Here is a 20,788-nt window from a genome sequence, read left to right on the forward strand (position 1 = left end):
AATTACCTTCTTGTCGCCTTTTTATCACCACTATGCCCAGTAAATTTACGAGTGGGTGAAAACTCACCAAACTTATGACCTATCATATTCTGATCATTAACATTCACAGGAATGTAATCCTTACCATTATAAACAGCAAACTTTAAACCTAAACAATTAGGAAGAATTACAGAAGCCCTGGAATGAACTTTTATAGCCATGTTAACAAACCCCTTGTTTAAAGCATTATTCACCGACTTTAATATAGAAGGATGACAAAAAGGAGGCTTCCATGCAGATCTACTCATAAACTAACCTTTCAATTGTTTTATATACTTATCACTAGATTTATTTCTCCTTCGAGTTTTCTTTCCTTTTGTTGCAACACCCCAAGGAGTAACAGGATGACGACCACCAGAGGTTTTTCCTTCCCCGCCTCCATGAGGATGGTCAACTGGATTCATTGCAACTCCACGTACAGTAGGTCTAATCCCAAGCCACCTACTTCTCCCAGCTTTACCCAACTTTCTATTCTTATGGTCAGGGTTAGATACTACACCAATAGTAGCCTTGCAAGAAGATAAAATCAACCTAATTTGACCAGACCTGAGTCGTAATAAAACATATTGGCCATCACGACCAACGATTTGTGCATAACAACCAGCAGCTCTAGCAATCGCAGCACCATTACCTGGCTTCAGCTCAACATTATGAACGAAAGAACCAACAGGTATATGCTTGAGTAGTAAACAATTCCCTGGCAAAATATCAGCATCATTCCCAGCTGTAACAACATCACCTGCCTTCATACCTTGAGGAGCTAATATATAAGACTTAATATCATCTTCCTTATATGATATTAACGCCAAAAACCCACTTCTATTTGGGTCATACTCTATTTTTTCAACTATACCTTGACCACTTCTATTACGCTTAAAATCTATCACTCTATACTTCTTTTTGTGACCACCACCCCTATGACGAGTTGTAATTCTACCATGATTATTTCTTCCACCACTGGACTTTTTACCGGATGTAAGAGACTTTTCTGGCTCATCTTTTGATAAACCAACTTTACTTACTAACACAGTCCCACGAGAAGACGGAGTAACAGGATTAAAAAATTTCATACCCATACTAAACGCTCATTATATCTAATTTTTGACCATCCATCAAAGAAAAATAAACTTTCTTTTTCTGTTTTTCACAACCAACCACACCCCTAAAACGCCTATATTTAGGCTTAATTCTAACAACATTTATAGAAGAAATTTTAACATCAAATAGAGACTCTATTGCCAACTTTATTTGACGCTTATTTACATTTACAAAAACATACAAAGAATATTTATTAAACTTCTCCCTCAAAAAAGAGGCCTTTTCTGTAATTATAGAAGATTTTATTATATTATTATATTTGATCATAACAATCTACCTTCAAGATGCTTTAAAGTATCCTTTGTCAACATCACGCATTCGTGATTCAATATATCAAAAACATTTAACCCAATAGGTTTGATTAAGTCTACATAGTGCAAGTTTTTAGCCGCACGCAACAAATCATCTCCATAATCACCAACTATCAAAAAGGAAGAAAATTTAAAATTTTTAATACATTTACACATTTCAGACGTTTTCTTCACATCAATATTTAAATTATCCAGAATAATTACTTGATTATTTAAATACTTTAGAGATAAAGCAATTTTTAAACCAAATTTGCGTACCTTCTTATTAAGAGAATAAGTATGACTCCTCACAACAGGGCCGAAAATAATCCCACCACCTCTAAATTGAGGAGATCGCAAGCTCCCTTGTCTTGCCCTACCGGTACGTTTTTGACCATAAGGTTTAGCTGTTGTACCAGAGACATCACTAATACCTTTTGTTTTATGAGTACCAGCTCTTCTCTTCGCTAATTGCCATCTCACTATATCATGCAAAATACTCAATTTTTGCTTAGCAGAAAATATCAAAGGATTGAGCTGAGCAGTACCTACATTATCATTAGATAGATTAACTAAATTACATTCCATAACTAACTTACCAAATTACTAGCATCATCATTTACATCTAACAGTAAACCTACCGGAAAAGGAACATCTTTATGTAAAGATTTTTTAACTGCATCTCTTACAAAAACATAGGAATTTTTAAACCCAGGAACATTATTACCCTTCACAGCAATTATACTATTTTCATGATCAATGGATAATATCTTCATATTTTGTGCAGTTATCCTGCTGTTACCTAAATGACCAGCCATTTTCTTTCCTTTGAATACTCTACCAGGATCCTGACATTGGCCAGTGGAACCTTGTGATCTGTGAGCAATAGAAACACCATGAGATGCCCTAAGCCCACTGAAATTATGCCGCTTCATCACACCAGCAAATCCTTTACCTATAGAATAACCCGTAATATCAAGATATTGACCAACCACAAAATGATTGATTCCCACTTTTTTACCACATTCTATTCCCGACAGGTCATTTAATCTACTTTCGTATAACTTACATTTATTATTTATACCCTTTTTCTTTAAATATTCCAACTGAGGTTTTGCTATATTTTTAAAATCTCCTGTGCCTAAAATGACTGAATTATAGCCACATTTATCTTGTCCTTTTATATCAATAATATGAGTTTCGCTGAGATGCAATAAAGTTACAGCCATGCGACTATTGTCAGAATACATAGCAGTATGACCAATATTCATCATTAGTAAACCAATTCTCCTCAGCGAATTTATTCTCTTCATTTCCTTCTCCTAAACCTTAACTTCCTTGACTTTTAAATCCACTTCTACGCCAGCAGAAAAAGATAAACCTGTAAGCATCTGCATCATAGTAGGAGTAAGATCATGTAAAACAATCAAACGCCTAGAAGTTCTCATTTCAAACTGTTCACGAGATTTTTTATCAACGTGAGGAGATCTATTAACAATAAATTTAGAATCTTTCCTTGGCAACGCAATCGGACCAGATAATTTTGCACTGGACCGCTTTAATTCATCAACAAATTTTCGAACACACTCCTCCAATAAAGAACAATCGAAAGCCTTAATGTTAATATATATATCTTGCTTCATCTTAGTTACTACACTCACTCCAAAATTTCAGAAACAACACCAGAACCAACAGTTCTACCGCCTTCTCTTATCGCAAAACGCAATCCCTTATCCATTGCTATCGGTACTTGCAATTCTACTTCTACACTCACATTATCTCCTGGCATTACCATCTCCTTCCCATCTAGCAATTTTATGCTCCCAGTTACATCCGTTGTCCTTAAATAAAACTGTGGCTGGTAATTCGCAAAAAATGGTGTATGCCTTCCTCCTTCCTCTTTCTTTAATATATAAACCTCCGCCTTAAACTTTCTATGCGGTGTTATCGTCCCCGGTTTCGCTAATACTTGCCCTCTCCACTTCTTCTCTTTTTGTTCCTCTTAACAATATTCCTACATTGAGTCCTGCACTTCCCTTATCCAGCAACTTCTTAAACATCTCAACACCTGTGCATATCGTCTTTTGCGTCGCTTTCAGACCTATTATCTCTATCTCTTCTCCCGTCTTTATCTCTCCCTTCTCTATTCTTCCTGTTACCACTGTTCCTCGCCCCGATATCGAAAATACATCTTCGATTGGCAATAAAAATGGTAAATCCACAGGCCTTGGTGGAACCGCTACATATTCATCTAACTTTTCCATCAATTTATCTATTGATTTCTTTCCATATTCGCTGCTGTCATCCTCCAGCGCCTTGAGCGCTGAACCAACCACCACAGGCACTTCATCCCCTGGAAATCCGTATTTACTCAGTAATTCCCTCACTTCCATTTCTACTAAATCTATCATATCAGCATCAGCAACATCAGCTTTATTTATATACACCACGATATATCCAACACCTACCTGCTTCGCCAGCAATATATGCTCTCTCGTTTGTGGCATTGGCCCATCAACCCCCGACACTACCAATATCGCCGCATCCATCTGTGCTGCACCTACTATCATGTTCTTTACATAGTCAGCGTGTCCAGGACAATCAACGTGTGCATAATGCCTTTTCTCTGTCTGATACTCAACATGCGCTGTTGCTATCGTTATCCCCCTCTTCCTTTCTTCTGGCGCTTTGTCTATCTGATCGTACGCTACAAAATTTCCATAATGCTTCGTTATCGCCGCTGTTAACGTCGTCTTCCCATGATCCACATGTCCTATTGTTCCCACATTTACATGCGGCTTTCCAAATGCTTCCACTATTGCTGTCATAATTTAAACTTTTCTACCTAAAATACAAATACATCAATAAATAATATGTTGATTTTATAAAAATACAACAAAAAAAAGAGCGGATAGTGGGAATCGAACCCACGTCACTAGCTTGGAAGGCTAGAGCTCTACCATTGAGCTATACCCGCACAATGGAGGAGGTAGGATTCGAACCTACGTACGCTCACGCGGACAGATTTACAGTCTGTTACCTTTAACCACTCGGTCACTCCTCCGCAAAAATTTGTTAAGAGAATACTATTTTAGCATCTTAACTTAAGCTCTTATTGTATTTAATACTAAACGCCTAAAATTAAAAAATCAAGCAATAAAACCTACCCTGATTAAAATCATGCAGATTTCATTTTATATAACACAATATTGCCAATAAAACGCCTAAACAAATAATGCGAATCATGCGTACCTGGCGCTTCTTCTGGATGATATTGCACAGAAAAGACTAGGTAATCTTTCATCATTATTCCCTCTACACTATTATCAAATAGAGAAATGTGAGTAATTTCAACATTACTTGGAAGAGAAGCTGAATCAACAACAAAACCATGATTTTGGCTAGTGATCTCAACTTTTCCACTAATTACATCATAAACTGGATGGTTACTCCCTCGGTGACCTATATCCATCTTGATGGTCTTTGCCCCCAAAGTAATCGCAAGTAATTGATGGCCCATGCATATGCCAAAAATTGGTATTTTAGATTTTATAATAATGTCTATTTCTGAAACTACACTTTCTCCTATTTCTTGCGGATCACCAGGACCATTTGAAAGCACTATACCATCTGGATTCATACTCAACACTTTTTGAGCAAAACCTGTGCTTGGTCTGATTAATTCAACTGTACAACCAAGTTCTATTAAGCGTGAAACTATACTGATTTTTACGCCAAAATCAACGATTACAATCCTATATTTTGCATTAAGGTCAATAGCTCTATCTGATGTCATTCCAGTGCGTGACACTGGAATCCATATATTTTTTGCTGGATCCGAGTAGTCAGCTACTTGGATGACAAAGTGCTCCGCTAGTCTATTATTTTCAAAACTGTTATTTAAACTAACCTTATTAGTTATTTCTATCCCATTTACAGGTTTGTATTCCTTCAATTTGTCTAATGCATGCGCCTTACTCGATGAGCATATCATTCCATTTTGAGATCCATGTTCTCTCAAATGTCTTGTTAAAGCTCTAGTATCAACTCCTGATATCCCAATCACGTTATTTTTCTCTAACCAATCATTTAAACTGATATATGAAGAAGGGTGGGACATAGAAGAAAGTTCACGCATAACCACACCACTTGCAAAAATTTTCTTTCCTTCATTATCTTTATGATTTATTCCAATGTTACCAATATGAGGAAAAGTGAACGTTATAATTTGATCGGCAAAAGAAGGATCAGTTATAGTATGCTGATAACCGGTCATACCAGTGGTAAAACAAACCTCGCCTATGCACTTGCCTTTTTTACCTACTGATTTTCCCCAAAAGCACTTGCCATCTTGTAAAATTAAAACTGCGTCCTGCACTTCATTATCTATTTAACTGATTCAAAACAGTATACAAGAATTTCAAATAATACGTAACTCTTTCTAAAATTCCAAATTTAACCACGAAGCAGCAAAAAATAACATGAAAAACTTTTAATACAATCTTTCATATAAAATATATAGTTGACTACCTTCATATTTCGTATTAGATATAGGTAAATCATAAGTAAAGTGGAGGGTAATAATGAACACTGGTACAAATCAATCAAAAAAAATAAATGAGAAGTGGTTAGCTGGAGGAATTGGCGCGCTATTATTTGTAATGATGCTACCGTCGATTCTTCTTTTAGCAAAAATAGCTATAGGGCTAATTATGGTTTCAGTTGCAGCAATAGCGATAAAAGTTGCCTTAAAAACAATATCGAATGCTTTAGAGGATAAACAGGCAGATCAAAGCCAAGCGACGCAACAAACAACACAAAGTAAAATTATAAACCTGGCTATTGGATTAACATCTATATTCGTAGGAGGATTATCACTATTCATTATAGCACAAACTGGCTTAATTGCAGCATGTGCAGCTATAACTGCTTTAGCTCTACACGAATATGTTAAAAATCAAGAAATAGGAAAAGAGATAAATGATAAATTCGATAAGGTAGCTGACGATACAATCAATTTTATTGTTAGCAGTGTTGAAAAACTTATTCCAACAAAGCCGCCAGGCATAACAGCCTAAACTGTCTCCGTTCAGGGCATAAGTGTTACAAGTAGCATTATATAAAGCGATTAATGGCATCCTCCTGATAATAGAATAATTGTATCTGTTCAGGGGCATCGCAAATATTGAAGCAAAAGTGGTCAGTGCTTACTATACGAATATTGTGATTTGAATCCACTAGGGAGGATGTCATCCCAGTGCCCAGACACTGGGATCCAGGAATTTTGATTAGAGATTAAATTGGTGAGTATAAAAGTAGCTAATCCTACGTTAAAATACAACGTTTTTAATGGGACTGCGTAAAAGGGCTGGATTCCAGTGTCAAGCACTGGAATGACACCTTTGTGTTTGAGGCAAAACCTGCTATAACATTTCTTCGCAAACAAACGTTCGTACAGTTATGTATCAGCTACTTTCATGGCACCATTTGTTGTAAACTCACATTTCTCTATGATTATCTTTATTTGCCGCTTTCCCGAACGGATGCTCTACAGTTATTTCCTCATTAATAGAGCGAGGTGCACCGGAACCAGGTACAACGATATTCTCGTGCGATTGCATATCCTTCTTTTCCTCACATGGTGTTTGCTTAATGAAATGTGCTGCTAAAACTTCATGTAAAGCTTTACCTTTTATAAGCACAGCCTCGTTTTGCTTAGCTAACTCTAAAATTTTCTTTGGTTCAACATCTTTACCGTCAATAGTTGATTTTTTAATACTAACTTGACCTAAATTTATATTTAGAACAACAGTACAGTTAAGGTCTTTTCCAGATTCATCTTTTGCATCCCAACTAATTTCGATGTCACATATTGCAAATTTTGTAAAGGAGTAGTTCCTCTGTTGTTTCTCATTCTTCTCAATTGTTACTATTCTTTTATCATTACTGTATATTTTTACTCTTTGTACCTCATTTTTAATTGTTTCCATCCTTTTAATCTTTTCGCTAAAAAGACGACTAGTTTCTAAACTCTGTCCAGGTTTAGTAATGTTGATACTAAGATTATCATAATGATTAACAAGATGTCCTGCCTTTTTGTCTGGCCAATAACATCCATCAAAGAAACCAATTAGATCATCTTTGTTTAGAAATTCTTTTGCATCATTCATTCCTTCGTCAATTCGAAGAAGATATCTACCCAACCTCTTTTTAAAATTTTCTTTTAACTCCTCCTGATCTTTAGAAGTAAGCTTCTTATCCAATATATCCATTATTTCTCTTTGCTTACTTAATACCACATAGTTAAAAAGGAAAATGCTCTCCTTCTCCCGTCGATAATAGTTTGCTATTTTGTCAAATGGATCCGCTGGCCGGCCGTTATTATAATTTACAGAATCAGAAGAATCTTGACATTTATTATCCTTAAAATTGAAATTCAATTTTTCAAAATCTGATAACACTTCTTCTGCCCTATCTTTAAAAGACTGAAGTCTATCTTGAAGTTCTTTTCCATAACTCATTCCTTTGTCAATTTGAAAAACATATTGACTATATTTCTTTCTAAACTCCTCCTGTTCTTCGAGAAGAGGAAGATTCCTATCTAATATATCGATTATTTCTTTCCGCTTATTCAATATCACGTAATTAAAGAGGGAACTCTTCCCCTTCTTTTCATAATCGTCTGCTATTTTGTCAAAACACTTATTATCCTTAAACTCCAATTTCTCAAAATCTGAGAGCACACTTTGTACCTGAGTCTCATCGAATTGAAGATTTGCTTGAGGAGATAGAAGAGTCAACTTTTCTTCACTTTCCTTGGTACTCGAATTTTTGTAAAAACCATTCAATAGATTTACAATACTAGAAAAGATTTCACACCTCTATTGTTATAAGTAAACTTGATTATATCTTAATGCTAAATGTTGTAAAGCTAAAATTAGAAACTAAAAAAGCTAACATAAGTTCTGCATTGTTTGCAGCTTTATCAGCTTATTAGGTAGAATTATTAAAGAACTAGTTGAACATATGTTATCAACTCCATCCACAAGTTCTCCGCTTGTTACTCCAGTTGCAATAAACACTGATTCACCTCTTGCCATATCTTTTACGGTGTAGATTTTTTCTGGGTCATGGATATTTAAATTTTTTGCTCTTTCTTTTAATTGATCCGTGTCAAATATTAATCTTCCCTCCATCTGCCCACCGATTGAACTCAGCGCTGCAGCCGCAAGCACCCCTTCTGGTGCCCCTCCTATTCCGATATACATATCATGATTGCCATTTACTAGTGAAACTACGGCTGCAACATCGCCATCATCTATTAGTTTAATTTTTGCTCCTAATTTCCTGATTTTCTCTATTAATTCATTGTGCCTTTCACGTTTAAGTACAGTTACCACGAGATCATTCACTTTGCATTTTTTTGCCTTGGCTAAATTGTCTAGATTCTTTTCAATGCTATTTTTTAGTGAGACTACACCCTCTGGAAGATTTTTTCCTACTGCTATCTTTTCCATATAAACATCAGGTGCATGTAAAAAATTACCTTTTTTCGTTGCAGCAAGAACGGACATTGCCCCTGATTTGTAATGAGCACAAATCGTAGTGCCTTCAAGTGGGTCAACGGCAATGTCGATTTCATGACCATTTCCAGTGCCAACCTTCTCGCCAATATATAGCATCGGCGCTTCATCTCTCTCACCTTCACCAATTACGATAGTACCATTTATTTCCATTGAATTTAATACTGTACGCATTGCATCAACTGCAACCTGATCAGCCTTTTTTTCATCGCCGAAGCCTGCTAGTTTATATGCAGCAAGTGCTGCAGCTTCGGTCACTTTAACTAATTTATAAGCTAAATCTTCCATCATTTGCTCGAGAATCATAAATAAAGAATCCAATATATATCATGCAACTTTAGACTGCAATATGTCTTGACTGGTTGTGGGAAAGTTGCTGTAATAAACTAACATATAGTAGTAGGTTTAGTTATGGTATATAGTAATGATGATATTAGAGAGTTGTATCGAAAGATAGCTACAATTGTAAAATATGATGATAAGGGAATTGCTAGTCTTAAAGATTTGCAAAAGGAACCAAAGTGGAAAGAAGTTAATTTCCAAGATAAATGTGAAGGAGACAATTCATTAGAAGACTTACTTCTAAAACATGCAACCGAAAATAACAACACACGCGTTAAGGATTTTCTCCTCCAAAATGGGTGTAAACCCCTTCAACAAGAGCAAATAACCGCAGCGATAAACAAGGAAGAAGAGGCACCTAATGTGGAAGAGAATAGAGCAGACAGTAATGAAGTAGATTCTAGTAACTCCATAAACCCTGGTATGACTGCTGAAGTACTTTACGGGCAACTAATACAAGGAAAAAAAACAAATTCGGCAATTTTTGACTCGTTTGCAAATGCTGTAAGAGAGTCCAATATTACCGGCGATCGTAGCGTATTTCTAGATGTTGTAAAATTGTTTACAGATTTAGATGCTGTAATCCATCTTACAGATACTGCTTCCAGGACTATATTGGATATAGCTGCAATAACAAAACAAGCTGACGTTGTTAAGGTACTTTTGGATAGTGGCAAATTTAATGAAGAAGAAAAATTGCATGCCTTGAATTCTGCTATTGTTCAAGGTAATGTCCAAGAAGTTGAGCTAATTTTAGGTTACGTGAGTCCTGCAAACAGGAAAGAGGCTTTAGAAGTGGCCATACAGGTAGGTAAAACTGAAATTGTTAATGCGTTCTTGAATAGTGGTAAGCTTAATGAAGAAAACAGAGCAAAACCTTGCAGCAGTAATGGGAACATTGGTAGTAGACCTATAGCAACAGTTCCTCTAACCAGTACCAATGGTGATAATCATAATAACAAAAACAAAACGCCTGTAATACCAGAGGAAACAAATACTAAGCAAACTGCCACACCAAATAATGATAATAAAGCTAACGGCTTCGTAGATGCTCAATTTTCTATGCCAAATGAACAAGAAACTAAATATAAAGAGAGCAAAAAGGATTTTTACACCTCATTGACAAAAGATGTTGTTGGAGTTGTTATTACAGGATTATTCATTACTGCTGCTGTAATGGTTCCATTTGTAGCTGGTGCAGTAGTTTGCAGTGTCATAGCTGCTTTGGTTGCAATATACACCGGGTTGCATGTAAAAAATTCTACATTACCAAGTTATAGGGAGATGAGAGAGAATGAAGTTGAACGTGTAACAGGATGTCATCCCAGTGCCCAGACACTGGGATCCAGAAAGCCATAATAAAAACTAGATCCAGCGTCACGCGCTGGAATGACACCCTCTGGTGGGCTCAAACCATATGAGTAGCCAACACTGCCACTATACTTACCTAGCAAATTTAGATCTAACACTAAACTGTGCTGCCACTAACTTTGCAATCGGTACTCTATAGGGTGAGCATGAAACATAATCCACCCCTGATTCGATGAGAAACTCTATAGATTTTCGATCTGCTCCATGCTCTCCACATATACCCAGTTTTATTTCTTTTCGGGTTTTTTTGCCTCTTTCAATGGCCATCTTGATTAACTCCCCTACCCCTTCGATGTCCAGCACTTCAAATGGGTCGTTTTCGAATATGTTGCTTTCCTTATAAGAATCGAGGAAATTAACTGAATCATCTCTTGAAAGTCCCATGGTTGTTTGCGTTAAATCATTAGTGCCAAAACTAAAGAACTCTGCATGTTTTGCTAACTTATCAGCAATCAGTGCTGCTCTTGGTAGTTCTATCATCGTTCCAATTGAATAAGCCTTGTCTGATGTCATTCCAGCGCGTGAAGCTGGAATCTGCGTCTGGATCCCAGCTGAGATAACAGAGGATTCTTTCTTTGCTAGCTCGCATATCAGAATAAATTCTTTCTCGCTCATGATAAAAGGAATCATGATTTCAGGCTCCACTTCTATCTTCTTTTCTTTCTTTAATTCACTTGCAGCACTAAGTATTGCCCTAATCTGCATGCTATATATTTCAGGATGAGAAATAGCAAGTCTACAACCTCGATGGCCAAGCATTGGGTTCTTTTCTGATAACTGTGCTATTTTATTTTTTACTGACTCAACTGACTTACTAAGTGATTTGGCAATTTTTTCTATAGTAGACTGATCATTGGGTAAAAATTCATGCAAAGGTGGATCAAGCAACCGTATAGTGACTTCCCTGCCCTCCATAATAGAAAATATTTCTTTGAAATCAGACTTTTGCATTTCTTCTAGTTTAATGAGCGCATTTGCCCTTTCATTTTCATCGTCAGCTATTATCAACTTTTGAATGAATTCGATTCTATCACTAGCGAAAAACATATGTTCTGTGCGACATAAGCCTATACCTTCTGCACCGAATTCTTTTGCAATTTTTGCGTCTTTTGGAGTATCAGCGTTCGCTCTCACTTTGACCGTTTTGATTTCATCTATCCAGTTGATTACCGTTTTGAATTCTTGCGATAATTCAGGTGAAATTGTAGGGAGAATGCCAAGCATAACCTCCCCTGTTCCTCCGTTGATGGTAATTGGTTCACCTTTATTTACTTTTGTATCCCCTACAGAAAAGAAAGTTCCATCTTTATCGATATAAAGTCCACTCACACTGCAAATGCATGGCTTACCCATTCCACGGGTTACAACAGCAGCATGCGAGGTCATCCCTCCCCGTGCTGTTACTATGCCACTTGCAGCATTCATTCCATTAATATCTTCAGGACTCGTTTCTGACCTTACTAAAATCACTTTTTTGCCCTGCTCTGCAGCTTTTTCAGCATCACTTGCACTAAACACTACATATCCAGAAGCAACCCCTGGAGAAGCCGGCAGCCCCTTCCCTATTACTTTTTGGTCACTCTTAACGTCAAGAACTGGATGCAATAAATTGTCAAAGGTTTTTGGATCAATTCTCAATATTCCTTCTTCTTTTGTAATCGTTCCTTCGTTTACCATATCAACTATTATGCGAATAGCAGCTTCAGCCGTGCGCTTGCCAGACCTAGTCTGCAAAATCCATAACTTACCGTCCTGCACAGTAAATTCGATATCCTGCATGTCTTTATAATGCCTTTCAAGTTTTTCACATACCACGCATAATTCTCGGTAGACACTTGGCAGCAACTTCTCCATGGTGTTTTTTTGCTCTCCGTCAATTGGCATAGGAGTATAAACACCAGAAACCACATCCTCACCCTGAGCATTCATCAGAAATTCACCAAAGTATTTTTTTTCTCCAGTTGAAGGATTTCGTGTAAATATCACACCAGTTGCAGAATTATCATTTAAATTACCAAAAACCATTGCTTGCACGTTGACCGCTGTTCCAAGGTTTTCAGGAATATTATGTATTTTTCTATAGGAAACAGCCCTATCATTTTTCCAAGAAGCAAATACTGCATTCACTGAGCTGAGCAATTGCTCTTCAACGTTCTGCGGAAAATGTTTTCCTGTTTTTTCATGTACTATCCTTTTGAAATTGTTAACAATTTCTTTTAAAACATCAACATCAAGATCAGCTAAGCTTTTTGCTCCACTCTTTTGCTGCTTATTATCAACAACATCTTGAAATAGGTGATGATCAAGCTGTAGTACAACATTGGAGTACATCATGATGAAACGGCAGTAGCTATCGTAAGCAAAACGTTCGCCACTTTTTTTTGCAAGCCCAACAACGGTTTCATCATTTAGACCAACATTTAAAATAGTATCAAGCATGCCCGGCATTGAACTAACACTACCAGAGCGTATGGAAACTAATAAGGGATTATTTAAATCCCCAAATTTACAACCGATGTCATTTTCGAGCATCGCCATGTAGTTTTTGATTCCACTACATATGTCATTCCAGTGCGTGACCACATTTTTTTCTGGATCCGAGTAGTCAGCTACTTGGATAACAGAAGATCTATTGTCTTGATAATAGACTTTGCAAGCAGAGGTGGAAATTGTGAAACCAGGTGGAACAGGAATGCCAACATTGCACATTTCTGCTAAATTTGCCCCCTTTCCTCCCAGCAGATTTTTCATTTCTGCATTGCCTTCGCATTTACCCTGGCTAAAGTAATGTATTAACTTTTCCCCCATCATTTTCTCCGGATTTTCACTGATAAACACATTGTACATATAGCTCCAATAAACCTGTGAGAACTTGAAACCTTAGGATAATAAATTTTACAAAATTTTGCAACAACGTTCCTTACAACAACATCAGTAAAGTTAACAAAAAAGACGACAAATTATTGAATTATTATTAATAAGAATATATAATATAAAGATACATTTAAAAATTTTTTTATGGCTCTTTCTAAATTTCTCGACCCCAAGAATGATGTTGCGTTCCGGCGTATTTTTGGTACTGAAAAAAATAAAGACATCCTCATTCACTTTCTCAATGATATTTTGGGGTTCACTGGCAAAGATGAAATAAAAGAAATAGAATTCCTCAGCACTATTCAAGATGCTGAAATTGCCTCTAAAAAACAAAGTATCGTTGATGTTCTTTGCAGGGATGAAAATGGGGTGCAAGTAATAGTCGAAATGGTGCGACCTGAAAGCCTTCGGTCATATTGTTTAAAAGGAGAGGAATTCATTCAGAAAGAAACTGAAAGGATTCTAAAGCTTATTGAACCAGATGTTTTGCCATCTGAGTCTACGCATCAGTGCGAATTGGGTAACCAGTTGGTGCCGAGCGACGCGGACAATGAACCTCCTCTTGATAAAGAAGATGCTCAATCGTAAGAGAAAGCATAAACTACAAGCATCATGTGGTTGGAGGGCTAGGCTTAGTGGTATGGTGAACGTAAGTGAAGCTTCATAAGTATCGTAACGATTAAAGAGCTAAAGATGCTGATAAGCTCCGACCAAAAGGTAATGTGGATGAGTTACATTTTTCATTTCTGGATGTACGCAAATAATAATTCCACCGGTATAGAGAAGCCACCTAACCCACTATTGTATGACAAAAGGAACAGGATAAGCCTGTATTTTCGCCTATATGGCAGGCAACCCGCAAGGAATGCTGATGGATGTGCAGGTAAAGGATAATGGAGAAAGCGAATGCCATTTTGTAACGAAATGGATAGAATTTGTAACATTAATTCGCGTGAAAACGAGCAGACTTCCATTTGGTCCCTCATGACAAGAAACTTTGTTAACCACTTAAGGTAGGAAAGCAGATGATTACAAGTACAACTGTAAGTGCACCTACCAATAACTCCGAAGCATGGAACCAGTTACCCTGGAAGAAATGCCAAAAAGTTGTTATGAGGCTACAGAGGCGTATTGTTAAGGCTGTCCAACAAGGCAGATGGGGTAAGGTGAAAACTTTACAACACCTTCTCACACGCTCTTTTAGCGGCAAAGCTTTGGCGGTTAAGAGAGTAACTGAAAACCAAGGAAAAAACACAGCAGGTGTAGATCGTCAAATATGGTCAACTTGCAACACAAAATTTCAAGGAATAAAGCTATTAAAACAAAGAGGATACAAACCTTCTCCGCTAAAACGGATATACATCAGTAAGTCTAATGGCAAAAGAAGACCTCTTGGAATCCCTACGATAAAAGATAGAGCCATGCAAGCATTATACTTGTTTGCTTTGGAACCGATAGCTGAAACGATCAGTGATCGTCACTCTTATGGTTTTAGACCAAAAAGATCCTGCGCAGACGCTACTGTGGCTTGTCACTTGTTACTGGCAAGCCGTAACCAACTACAATGGATACTCGAAGGTGATATTAAAGGGTGTTTTGATAACATTAACCATGAATGGCTCATGAAGCATATTCCTATGGAGAAGAAAATTCTTCATAGCTGGTTAAAAGCTGGCTTCCTAGAATCAAAAACTCTGTATTCCACAACTGCAGGTACCCCACAAGGTAGTATCATCTCTCCAATACTAGCAAATCTAGCCCTAAATGGACTTGAAAAATCATTGGAAAGTCAATTTGGTAAACTTGGCAGTAAAAGAAGAAGCAAAATCAGAAGTGGAGTAAATGTAATCAGGTACGCAGATGACTTTATCATTTCAGGAATCACACGCGAAGTACTGGAAAATGAAGTAAAACCTCTAGTATCGTCCTTTCTTCAGGAGAGAGGTCTTATCCTTTCCGAAGAGAAAACAAAAATTACATCTATTACAACAGGGTTTGACTTTCTTGGTTGTAATGTACGCAGGTATAATAAGAAGTTAATTATAAAACCTTCAAAAGAAAGTATTAAGAAACTTCTTAATAAAGCACGTACATTGATAAAGGCAAACATAGCGAACACTCAGGCCGTACTAATCAAGTTGCTCAATTCCCTATTAAGGGGATGGGGAAATTACTACAGCCATGTGTGTGCGAAAAGAGCTTTTAACAAAATAGACCATGAAATTATGTGTGCTCTATGGAAATGGGCAAAGAAAAGACATCCTCGTAAAGGATTACGTTGGATAAAGAATCGTTACTTCAAGGTAATGAAACAACGCCAATGGGTCTTTGCTGCACCCATATGCAAGAACAAACCGAAAGAGATAAGGTATTTAAGACTGCTTAGGTTGATTGATATACCTATCAGACGACATGTTAAAATCAGGGCGGATGCAAATCCACTTGACTTAAAATGGAAAAAGTATTTTGATGAAAGAGTGAAACAAACAAAAATTTTAGCAAGCTCTTTCTCAAGAGAAGGTTCTCTACTGTTGGTGTCACCATTAAGAATGATGTTTTCTGAGGAATCATGAAGGACAAGCCGGTTCGAGAAAAGAAGGACTTAGATAAGGGGCTCAAGCGTAGTGTGGGGAAACCTGCATGCTGCGTTTCTAAGGGAGGGAGTAGTAGCAATACTACTTCCTTACCTAACCAAGTTGCCAAAACTAAAGGCTTTGAAAAACGCGCTCAATATTACGCTGCTAAAGCTTATTCAAGGCAAGCTGATAAAGGTGATCAATATCAGGGTCTTAAAGAAATCATTTTTATAGCTATTGCTGATTGTATTCTCTTTCCTAATAAATCTGAGTATAAGTCAGATCATGTAATGTTAGACAAAGATAGCTATGAACATGATTTAAAAGATTTTTATTTTACATTTATTGAGTTACCAAAATTTCCTAAAACTAAAGAAGACCAATTGGAGAGTATAGTTGAAAAATGGATCTATTATTTTAAATATGCAGATGAAACTAGCGAAGAAGAATTGGAAAAGATAATAGGTAGTGATGTAATAATTAAAAAGGCATATGAAGAACTAAATAGATTCAACTGGTCAGAGAAAGAATTTATTGCCTACGAACAGGAAATAAAACGTATTCGTGATGAACGGGCTGTTCTTGAACAAAAACTTGATGATGCTAAAAAGGAAGGAAAAATTGAAGTTGCAAAAACAATGCTAGCTAATAATGTTGATGTCACCACTATTGTTAAGTTTACTGGCCTCTCCATGAGTGAGATCAAAGAATTGCAGAATTAAGTGGACCCGCAAACGGTTACACGAAATAATGCTGCAGCCTGACCAGGTGATAAGTACATTTAGCCTATTTATCTTTATACTTTCATGTCAATTTTATAAATCAAATTTATTTCTGTGAGTAGCTACAATTTAAAGACCTTGCTTCATCAATGTAATGGAACAAAACCTTTTTAGTAAGTTCAAAACCCTCTAAAGTCTCTCCTTCGCATCTTGCTGTAATGCAGTTTTGCGTATTTGATACCCTAAGAAGCCACCAACCTTTATTATCGGTTACCTTAACACCATCAAGATCTGAAAATACAATATTTTGCTGCTCCAGTGTTTTCTTTATTGACTCAATTATTTGAAACTTTTTCTCATCTTTCACTACAATCTTCACTTCATGAGTGATATATAACTTCGGTAAATCCTCAATCACCTGAGATAGGCTTTGGTTTTTCTTAAGCAAAATGTCAACTGCTTTAACAGCAGAATATAGCCCATCATCAAAACTTAGCTCAGAAAAGAAGAAGTGCCCGCTTAATTCACCAGCAAACTTTGCCTCTTCCTCTACCATCTTCTTCTTAACTAGTGAATGTCCAGTAGCACAGGTGATAACTTGCCCTCCTAACTTGCTAACAAAATCATGCACTTTCATACTCATTTTTACGTTAGCAATAACTTTGCTTTCTGGATATTCCTCCAACACTTCACGTGCAAAAATTATAAATAAATGGTCATTGGAAACAACGTTGCCTTTATTATCAATTAAGCGCACCCTATCGCTATCGCCATCTAGCGCAATGCCAAGATCACATCCATATTCCTTCACAATGTCAATTAATTGAGCAAGATTTTTTTCCTCTATGGGATCTGGATCATGCAGTGGAAATGCCCCATCTATAGAGTTATTGGTTACGATGTGCGTATGACCAGGCAAGATCTTTTCAATATACCTTATAATTCCACTTGCTGGACTATTTCCACAATCCCAGGCTATTTTTAATTTCTGTGTAGTATCGTTCTTCACTGCACTTTTCAATATGCTAATGTACTCACTATATATATTTATGTTAATTAAGCTTCCAATTCTTGTGCTGTTTTTAATTGGACTGCTTATAATTTCCTTCATTTCTTGATCTGAGAAGACTTTTTTATTACTAAAAAATTTAAAGCCATTATATTCGCTGGGGTTATGAGAGGCAGTTATTATGATACCAAGATCCGCCTGTGTGATTTGTGTTGCAGCGTAAAGCATAGGTGAAGAGCATAGCCCAACGCGTATAACATTTGCACCGGATAAAGTTAAGCCCCTAATTAATTCTCTTTCTATACCTGGTGAATCTATTCTGCTGTCGTAGCCGACACAAACACTAGCTACGGTTTGGCCAAACTTTCTACCTATCTCGTACCCATCATTAATCTGCAAATCTTTGCCTACTATACCTCTAATATCGTATTTTCTTATAATGGTATTGTCCATACTGTACTTCTTGAAGTGACTACTATATAACATTTTGGCCAAATGCTCAAGTTTATTTATCCAACAATTAGTTGATTTTTTAAAGAAATCTGTTAATATTATAGTATATTTTTTAAAATGTAAAATTATGCCACAGGAAAACGAAAATGTATTTATAGCTGAAAGTCAAAGTTTAGATGTAGATGAACAAAAGAAAAATGATACTTTAAATGTCATTGAATCTTGCAACGATCTTCAGGATTTTATCAAAAGACTGGAGGAAGAAAATTTAATCTGGTACTTTATTGGTCCTTTACGCAAAGATGAGGACATTACAGGACAGATAAATTTAAAGTGGGAAAAGGAGTTCCAAAAATTTGAGCAATCAATAGACGCAATGCATAAAGAACTTAAGTCGTCTCTGCCTGGTCAAAATTTCTTAGTGTATCCAACAAAGGATAATGACTTCAAAATTAGATTTGAAAATGAAGAAAAACCAATAGAAATTAGCAATATTTTAAGGACCAGCAGTGAAGGTAAGGTTTATAACATATCTTTAGGGAAAGATAGTCAAATAACTGCAACCAAAAAAGGCAGCGAAAGGCACTATGATTTTACTGGTTCAAGCTCATGTGAAATGACCATTAATTGGCAGGCTAAGGATTCTGAAGGTAACAGCATAGACTGTAGCATGACCGTAAAATTGGATTCTGGTGGTATACAGAGTGTTATTGGTGAGCCAAAATTTGGAGGAATAACGAGTTCAGAAGAAGTATTAAAGTTAGTTGGACAAAATAAAGAAGTTTTTATCAACGGAAAAACTCTGTATCAAGCTTTTACTGGCATATCCAAGAGTGTAGACGATCAGCAAGTACCAGCAGAGGAAATATTTACAAAAGATCTACATATATCACCACAGTCACCTACACCAAGCAGCAGTGGGTATTCCTCTCCTAGCACACCTTCTTCACGTAGAAGTTCTATATCCACCAGCAGTGAATTTAGTGATGAAGATGAAATATTTGAGGATGATATGTCTGGTGATGAAGAAGAGTATGAGCAAGAAGGATTAAAAGATGAAGTTGAGGAATTAGAGGAAGAAAAAGAAACATTTGCTAAATATTTTGCAGTGCAGGCAAAGCAGCTTGAGGATCTAAGATTAGAACGTGACTCCTTGAGAGATAAAGTCAATGAACAACAGCGAGCGATATTTGAAAGAGGTCAAAGAATAAAGGAACAAGAGGAAGAACTACAGGATAAAAATGATGTAATAAAGAACTTAAATGATCAGTTGAAAGATAAGGAAGGTGAAACAAATGAGGCAAATAAAGAATTACAGAGAAAATTGAAGCAAAGTGAAGCTAATTTAACTGTACTAAAGGAAAAGAATGCAAATTTGGAGAATGACCTGAAGAAAATAGTGGAAGGTTTAAAGGATGATCATAAAAAGCAGTTGGCAGAACAGTTAATGGAAACAAAAAAGGAAAACAATACATTGGCTGAAACGGCGAGCCAATTGTCTAAAGAATTAAATGAATTACAGAGAGAAAAGGAAGATTTAGAGAGGGAAATTCGACAACTTGAACCTGGAAGATCACTTGCAGATGAGCTAAGCGAAGAAAATACGAAGAGGGAAATAGAAAAACTTCAATATCAACTTAAGGAAAAGGAAGGGATGTTAACGTGTACACAGGAAGAGCTGGCATCTGTCAAAGAGAGTCTAGAGCAACTGCAGAACATATTACAGCAGGAAAAAGGTCAGGCAACTCAAACTGAAGTTGAATATGAAAGTAGAGGAACAAGCATGCAGCAGCAAGACCAAGGTATACAAGCTGTAAACAACAACTCAAGCAGAACAGCTAGTGGGTTAAGACAAGAAAACAAAAAATTGACTAGAGACAAACTAACTATATCTGAACAATTAAAACAAAAAATAAGAGAGATTGACGAGTTAAAGAAAAATTTAAAGCAACTGCAAGAAGAAAATAAACAACTAAAACAAGAAGTTACCAAAAATGCAGGAGTTGATGCATCATCTTCAACAGGTCAAAAAGAAGCTAAAGAAGCAAAAGTTATACCGCAAAACATTATGGATTGGCCTGTTCCAATTCCAGATGATAAACCGGAAGAGCAGAAAACTCCATTAGAGCCAATCAAGGTAAATACAGAATTATCAGATCCAAAATCAATCCCTGCTGAGGGTCCGGAAAAATCTCCTCCTCTTTCAAAATGATGAGTTTTGCTTCTATAGCTGACCCAAGCAACACGTCATCCCGCGATTTATTCGCGTTATCTCAGCCGCTAACACGTAGCGGGATACTTAACCGTCATACCGTGATTTATTCACAGTATCTCTTAGCCACTAACAAGCAGCGGGATGACAGCAATCCTACGTCATGCCGCCGCGGTACCTCTAGATCCCGCTAACTAGTAGCAGAATGACGAATTTTTG

At 36.7% G+C, this 20,788-nt stretch carries 17 protein-coding genes, 2 tRNA genes and 2 pseudogenes; 7 read left to right on the forward strand and 14 right to left on the reverse strand.

Annotation, left to right across the window (positions count from 1 at the left end):
* Window positions 1-2: 2 nt before the first annotated feature.
* From rpsS to carA, 10 genes and pseudogenes are all read right to left on the reverse strand, one after another.
* Window positions 3-287 carry a 30S ribosomal protein S19 gene (gene rpsS / locus ACQH2O_RS05980; protein WP_006279181.1) on the reverse strand — a complete coding sequence of 95 codons (285 nt, stop codon included), beginning with the start codon at window positions 285-287 and terminating at the stop codon, window positions 3-5.
* Window positions 288-290: 3 nt separating this feature from the next.
* Window positions 291-1,115 carry a 50S ribosomal protein L2 gene (gene rplB / locus ACQH2O_RS05985; RefSeq protein WP_425385145.1) on the reverse strand — a complete coding sequence of 275 codons (825 nt, stop codon included), beginning with the start codon at window positions 1,113-1,115 and terminating at the stop codon, window positions 291-293.
* A gap of 1 nt (window position 1,116) precedes the next feature.
* Window positions 1,117-1,404, reverse strand: a complete 288-nt coding sequence (locus ACQH2O_RS05990) for a 50S ribosomal protein L23 (RefSeq protein WP_010962755.1) — start codon at window positions 1,402-1,404, stop codon at window positions 1,117-1,119.
* Window positions 1,401-2,015, reverse strand: coding sequence for a 50S ribosomal protein L4 (rplD, locus tag ACQH2O_RS05995; RefSeq protein WP_012673183.1), 615 nt, complete (start codon window positions 2,013-2,015; stop codon window positions 1,401-1,403). The genes ACQH2O_RS05990 and rplD overlap by 4 nt, the downstream gene beginning before the upstream one ends.
* Before the next feature lie 2 nt (window positions 2,016-2,017).
* Window positions 2,018-2,740: a 50S ribosomal protein L3 gene (gene rplC / locus ACQH2O_RS06000; RefSeq protein ID WP_010962757.1), complete on the reverse strand. Its 723-nt coding sequence runs from the start codon at window positions 2,738-2,740 to the stop codon at window positions 2,018-2,020.
* A 9-nt stretch (window positions 2,741-2,749) separates the two neighbouring features.
* Window positions 2,750-3,070, reverse strand: a complete 321-nt coding sequence (gene rpsJ / locus ACQH2O_RS06005) for a 30S ribosomal protein S10 (protein WP_012673184.1) — start codon at window positions 3,068-3,070, stop codon at window positions 2,750-2,752.
* A gap of 14 nt (window positions 3,071-3,084) precedes the next feature.
* A pseudogene (gene tuf / locus ACQH2O_RS06010) lies at window positions 3,085-4,255 on the reverse strand (elongation factor Tu).
* 78 nt (window positions 4,256-4,333) lie between these two features.
* A tRNA-Gly gene (locus ACQH2O_RS06015) sits at window positions 4,334-4,404 on the reverse strand.
* Window positions 4,405-4,408: 4 nt separating this feature from the next.
* Window positions 4,409-4,491, reverse strand: a tRNA-Tyr gene (locus ACQH2O_RS06020).
* A 114-nt stretch (window positions 4,492-4,605) separates the two neighbouring features.
* Window positions 4,606-5,805 carry a glutamine-hydrolyzing carbamoyl-phosphate synthase small subunit gene (gene carA / locus ACQH2O_RS06025; RefSeq protein WP_010962760.1) on the reverse strand — a complete coding sequence of 400 codons (1,200 nt, stop codon included), beginning with the start codon at window positions 5,803-5,805 and terminating at the stop codon, window positions 4,606-4,608.
* Between the two features lie 205 nt (window positions 5,806-6,010).
* On the opposite strand from carA, the gene ACQH2O_RS06030 reads away from it, so the two are divergent.
* The gene (locus tag ACQH2O_RS06030; protein ID WP_010962761.1) at window positions 6,011-6,505 is read left to right on the forward strand and encodes a hypothetical protein; all 495 of its coding nucleotides are present in this window, start codon (window positions 6,011-6,013) and stop codon (window positions 6,503-6,505) included.
* Between the two features lie 420 nt (window positions 6,506-6,925).
* Here ACQH2O_RS06030 and ACQH2O_RS06035 read toward each other — a convergent pair whose 3' ends face one another.
* Both ACQH2O_RS06035 and glpX read right to left on the reverse strand, forming a co-directional pair.
* A complete protein-coding gene (locus ACQH2O_RS06035; RefSeq protein WP_425385146.1) occupies window positions 6,926-8,275 on the reverse strand; it encodes a hypothetical protein in 1,350 nt (449 codons plus the stop codon).
* A gap of 105 nt (window positions 8,276-8,380) precedes the next feature.
* Window positions 8,381-9,298 carry a class II fructose-bisphosphatase gene (gene glpX, locus ACQH2O_RS06040; RefSeq protein ID WP_425385391.1) on the reverse strand — a complete coding sequence of 306 codons (918 nt, stop codon included), beginning with the start codon at window positions 9,296-9,298 and terminating at the stop codon, window positions 8,381-8,383.
* A 123-nt stretch (window positions 9,299-9,421) separates the two neighbouring features.
* Here glpX and ACQH2O_RS06045 point away from each other — a divergent pair, with 123 nt between their 5' ends.
* The gene (locus tag ACQH2O_RS06045) at window positions 9,422-10,711 is read left to right on the forward strand and encodes an ankyrin repeat domain-containing protein (RefSeq protein WP_208571573.1); all 1,290 of its coding nucleotides are present in this window, start codon (window positions 9,422-9,424) and stop codon (window positions 10,709-10,711) included.
* 84 nt (window positions 10,712-10,795) lie between these two features.
* Here the strand turns inward: ACQH2O_RS06045 and ppdK are convergent, their stop codons facing one another.
* On the reverse strand, window positions 10,796-13,531 hold the full coding sequence (gene ppdK, locus ACQH2O_RS06050) for a pyruvate, phosphate dikinase (protein ID WP_425385392.1): 2,736 nt from the start codon (window positions 13,529-13,531) through the stop codon (window positions 10,796-10,798).
* A gap of 210 nt (window positions 13,532-13,741) precedes the next feature.
* Between ppdK and ACQH2O_RS06055 the strand changes: the two are divergent.
* The 4 genes and pseudogenes from ACQH2O_RS06055 to ACQH2O_RS06070 form a co-directional block, all read left to right on the forward strand.
* Window positions 13,742-13,987: pseudogene (locus tag ACQH2O_RS06055) on the forward strand (PD-(D/E)XK nuclease family transposase); the annotation flags it as partial.
* Window positions 13,988-14,441: 454 nt separating this feature from the next.
* Window positions 14,442-14,585, forward strand: coding sequence for a hypothetical protein (locus tag ACQH2O_RS06060; protein WP_173862902.1), 144 nt, complete (start codon window positions 14,442-14,444; stop codon window positions 14,583-14,585).
* 37 nt (window positions 14,586-14,622) lie between these two features.
* The gene (gene ltrA, locus ACQH2O_RS06065; protein WP_425385084.1) at window positions 14,623-16,170 is read left to right on the forward strand and encodes a group II intron reverse transcriptase/maturase; all 1,548 of its coding nucleotides are present in this window, start codon (window positions 14,623-14,625) and stop codon (window positions 16,168-16,170) included.
* A complete protein-coding gene (locus ACQH2O_RS06070) occupies window positions 16,167-16,895 on the forward strand; it encodes an Rpn family recombination-promoting nuclease/putative transposase (RefSeq protein WP_007550709.1) in 729 nt (242 codons plus the stop codon). The genes ltrA and ACQH2O_RS06070 overlap by 4 nt, the downstream gene beginning before the upstream one ends.
* A gap of 106 nt (window positions 16,896-17,001) precedes the next feature.
* Here ACQH2O_RS06070 and ACQH2O_RS06075 read toward each other — a convergent pair whose 3' ends face one another.
* On the reverse strand, window positions 17,002-18,357 hold the full coding sequence (locus ACQH2O_RS06075; protein WP_022626332.1) for a phosphomannomutase/phosphoglucomutase: 1,356 nt from the start codon (window positions 18,355-18,357) through the stop codon (window positions 17,002-17,004).
* 127 nt (window positions 18,358-18,484) lie between these two features.
* On the opposite strand from ACQH2O_RS06075, the gene ACQH2O_RS06080 reads away from it, so the two are divergent.
* On the forward strand, window positions 18,485-20,569 hold the full coding sequence (locus ACQH2O_RS06080) for a hypothetical protein (RefSeq protein ID WP_265017975.1): 2,085 nt from the start codon (window positions 18,485-18,487) through the stop codon (window positions 20,567-20,569).
* Window positions 20,570-20,788 lie beyond the last annotated feature (219 nt).

Origin of the sequence: Wolbachia endosymbiont (group B) of Schoenobius gigantella, assembly GCF_964031005.1 — a bacterium.
GTDB lineage: Bacteria > Pseudomonadota > Alphaproteobacteria > Rickettsiales > Anaplasmataceae > Wolbachia > Wolbachia pipientis.

Bases quoted from the DNA above. Each gene is read 5' to 3' on its own strand.
- rpsS (WP_006279181.1), bottom strand. From the start codon at position 287: ATGAGTAGATCTGCATGGAAGCCTCCTTTTTGTCATCCTTCTATATTA.
- rplB (WP_425385145.1), bottom strand. From the start codon at position 1,115: ATGGGTATGAAATTTTTTAATCCTGTTACTCCGTCTTCTCGTGGGACT.
- ACQH2O_RS05990 (WP_010962755.1), bottom strand. From the start codon at position 1,404: ATGATCAAATATAATAATATAATAAAATCTTCTATAATTACAGAAAAG.
- rplD (WP_012673183.1), bottom strand. From the start codon at position 2,015: ATGGAATGTAATTTAGTTAATCTATCTAATGATAATGTAGGTACTGCT.
- rplC (WP_010962757.1), bottom strand. From the start codon at position 2,740: ATGAAGAGAATAAATTCGCTGAGGAGAATTGGTTTACTAATGATGAAT.
- rpsJ (WP_012673184.1), bottom strand. From the start codon at position 3,070: ATGAAGCAAGATATATATATTAACATTAAGGCTTTCGATTGTTCTTTA.
- ACQH2O_RS06030 (WP_010962761.1), top strand. From the start codon at position 6,011: ATGAACACTGGTACAAATCAATCAAAAAAAATAAATGAGAAGTGGTTA.
- glpX (WP_425385391.1), bottom strand. From the start codon at position 9,298: ATGGAAGATTTAGCTTATAAATTAGTTAAAGTGACCGAAGCTGCAGCA.
- ACQH2O_RS06045 (WP_208571573.1), top strand. From the start codon at position 9,422: ATGGTATATAGTAATGATGATATTAGAGAGTTGTATCGAAAGATAGCT.
- ppdK (WP_425385392.1), bottom strand. From the start codon at position 13,531: ATGGGGGAAAAGTTAATACATTACTTTAGCCAGGGTAAATGCGAAGGC.
- ACQH2O_RS06060 (WP_173862902.1), top strand. From the start codon at position 14,442: ATGGCAGGCAACCCGCAAGGAATGCTGATGGATGTGCAGGTAAAGGAT.
- ltrA (WP_425385084.1), top strand. From the start codon at position 14,623: ATGATTACAAGTACAACTGTAAGTGCACCTACCAATAACTCCGAAGCA.
- ACQH2O_RS06070 (WP_007550709.1), top strand. From the start codon at position 16,167: ATGAAGGACAAGCCGGTTCGAGAAAAGAAGGACTTAGATAAGGGGCTC.
- ACQH2O_RS06075 (WP_022626332.1), bottom strand. From the start codon at position 18,357: ATGGACAATACCATTATAAGAAAATACGATATTAGAGGTATAGTAGGC.
- ACQH2O_RS06080 (WP_265017975.1), top strand. From the start codon at position 18,485: ATGCCACAGGAAAACGAAAATGTATTTATAGCTGAAAGTCAAAGTTTA.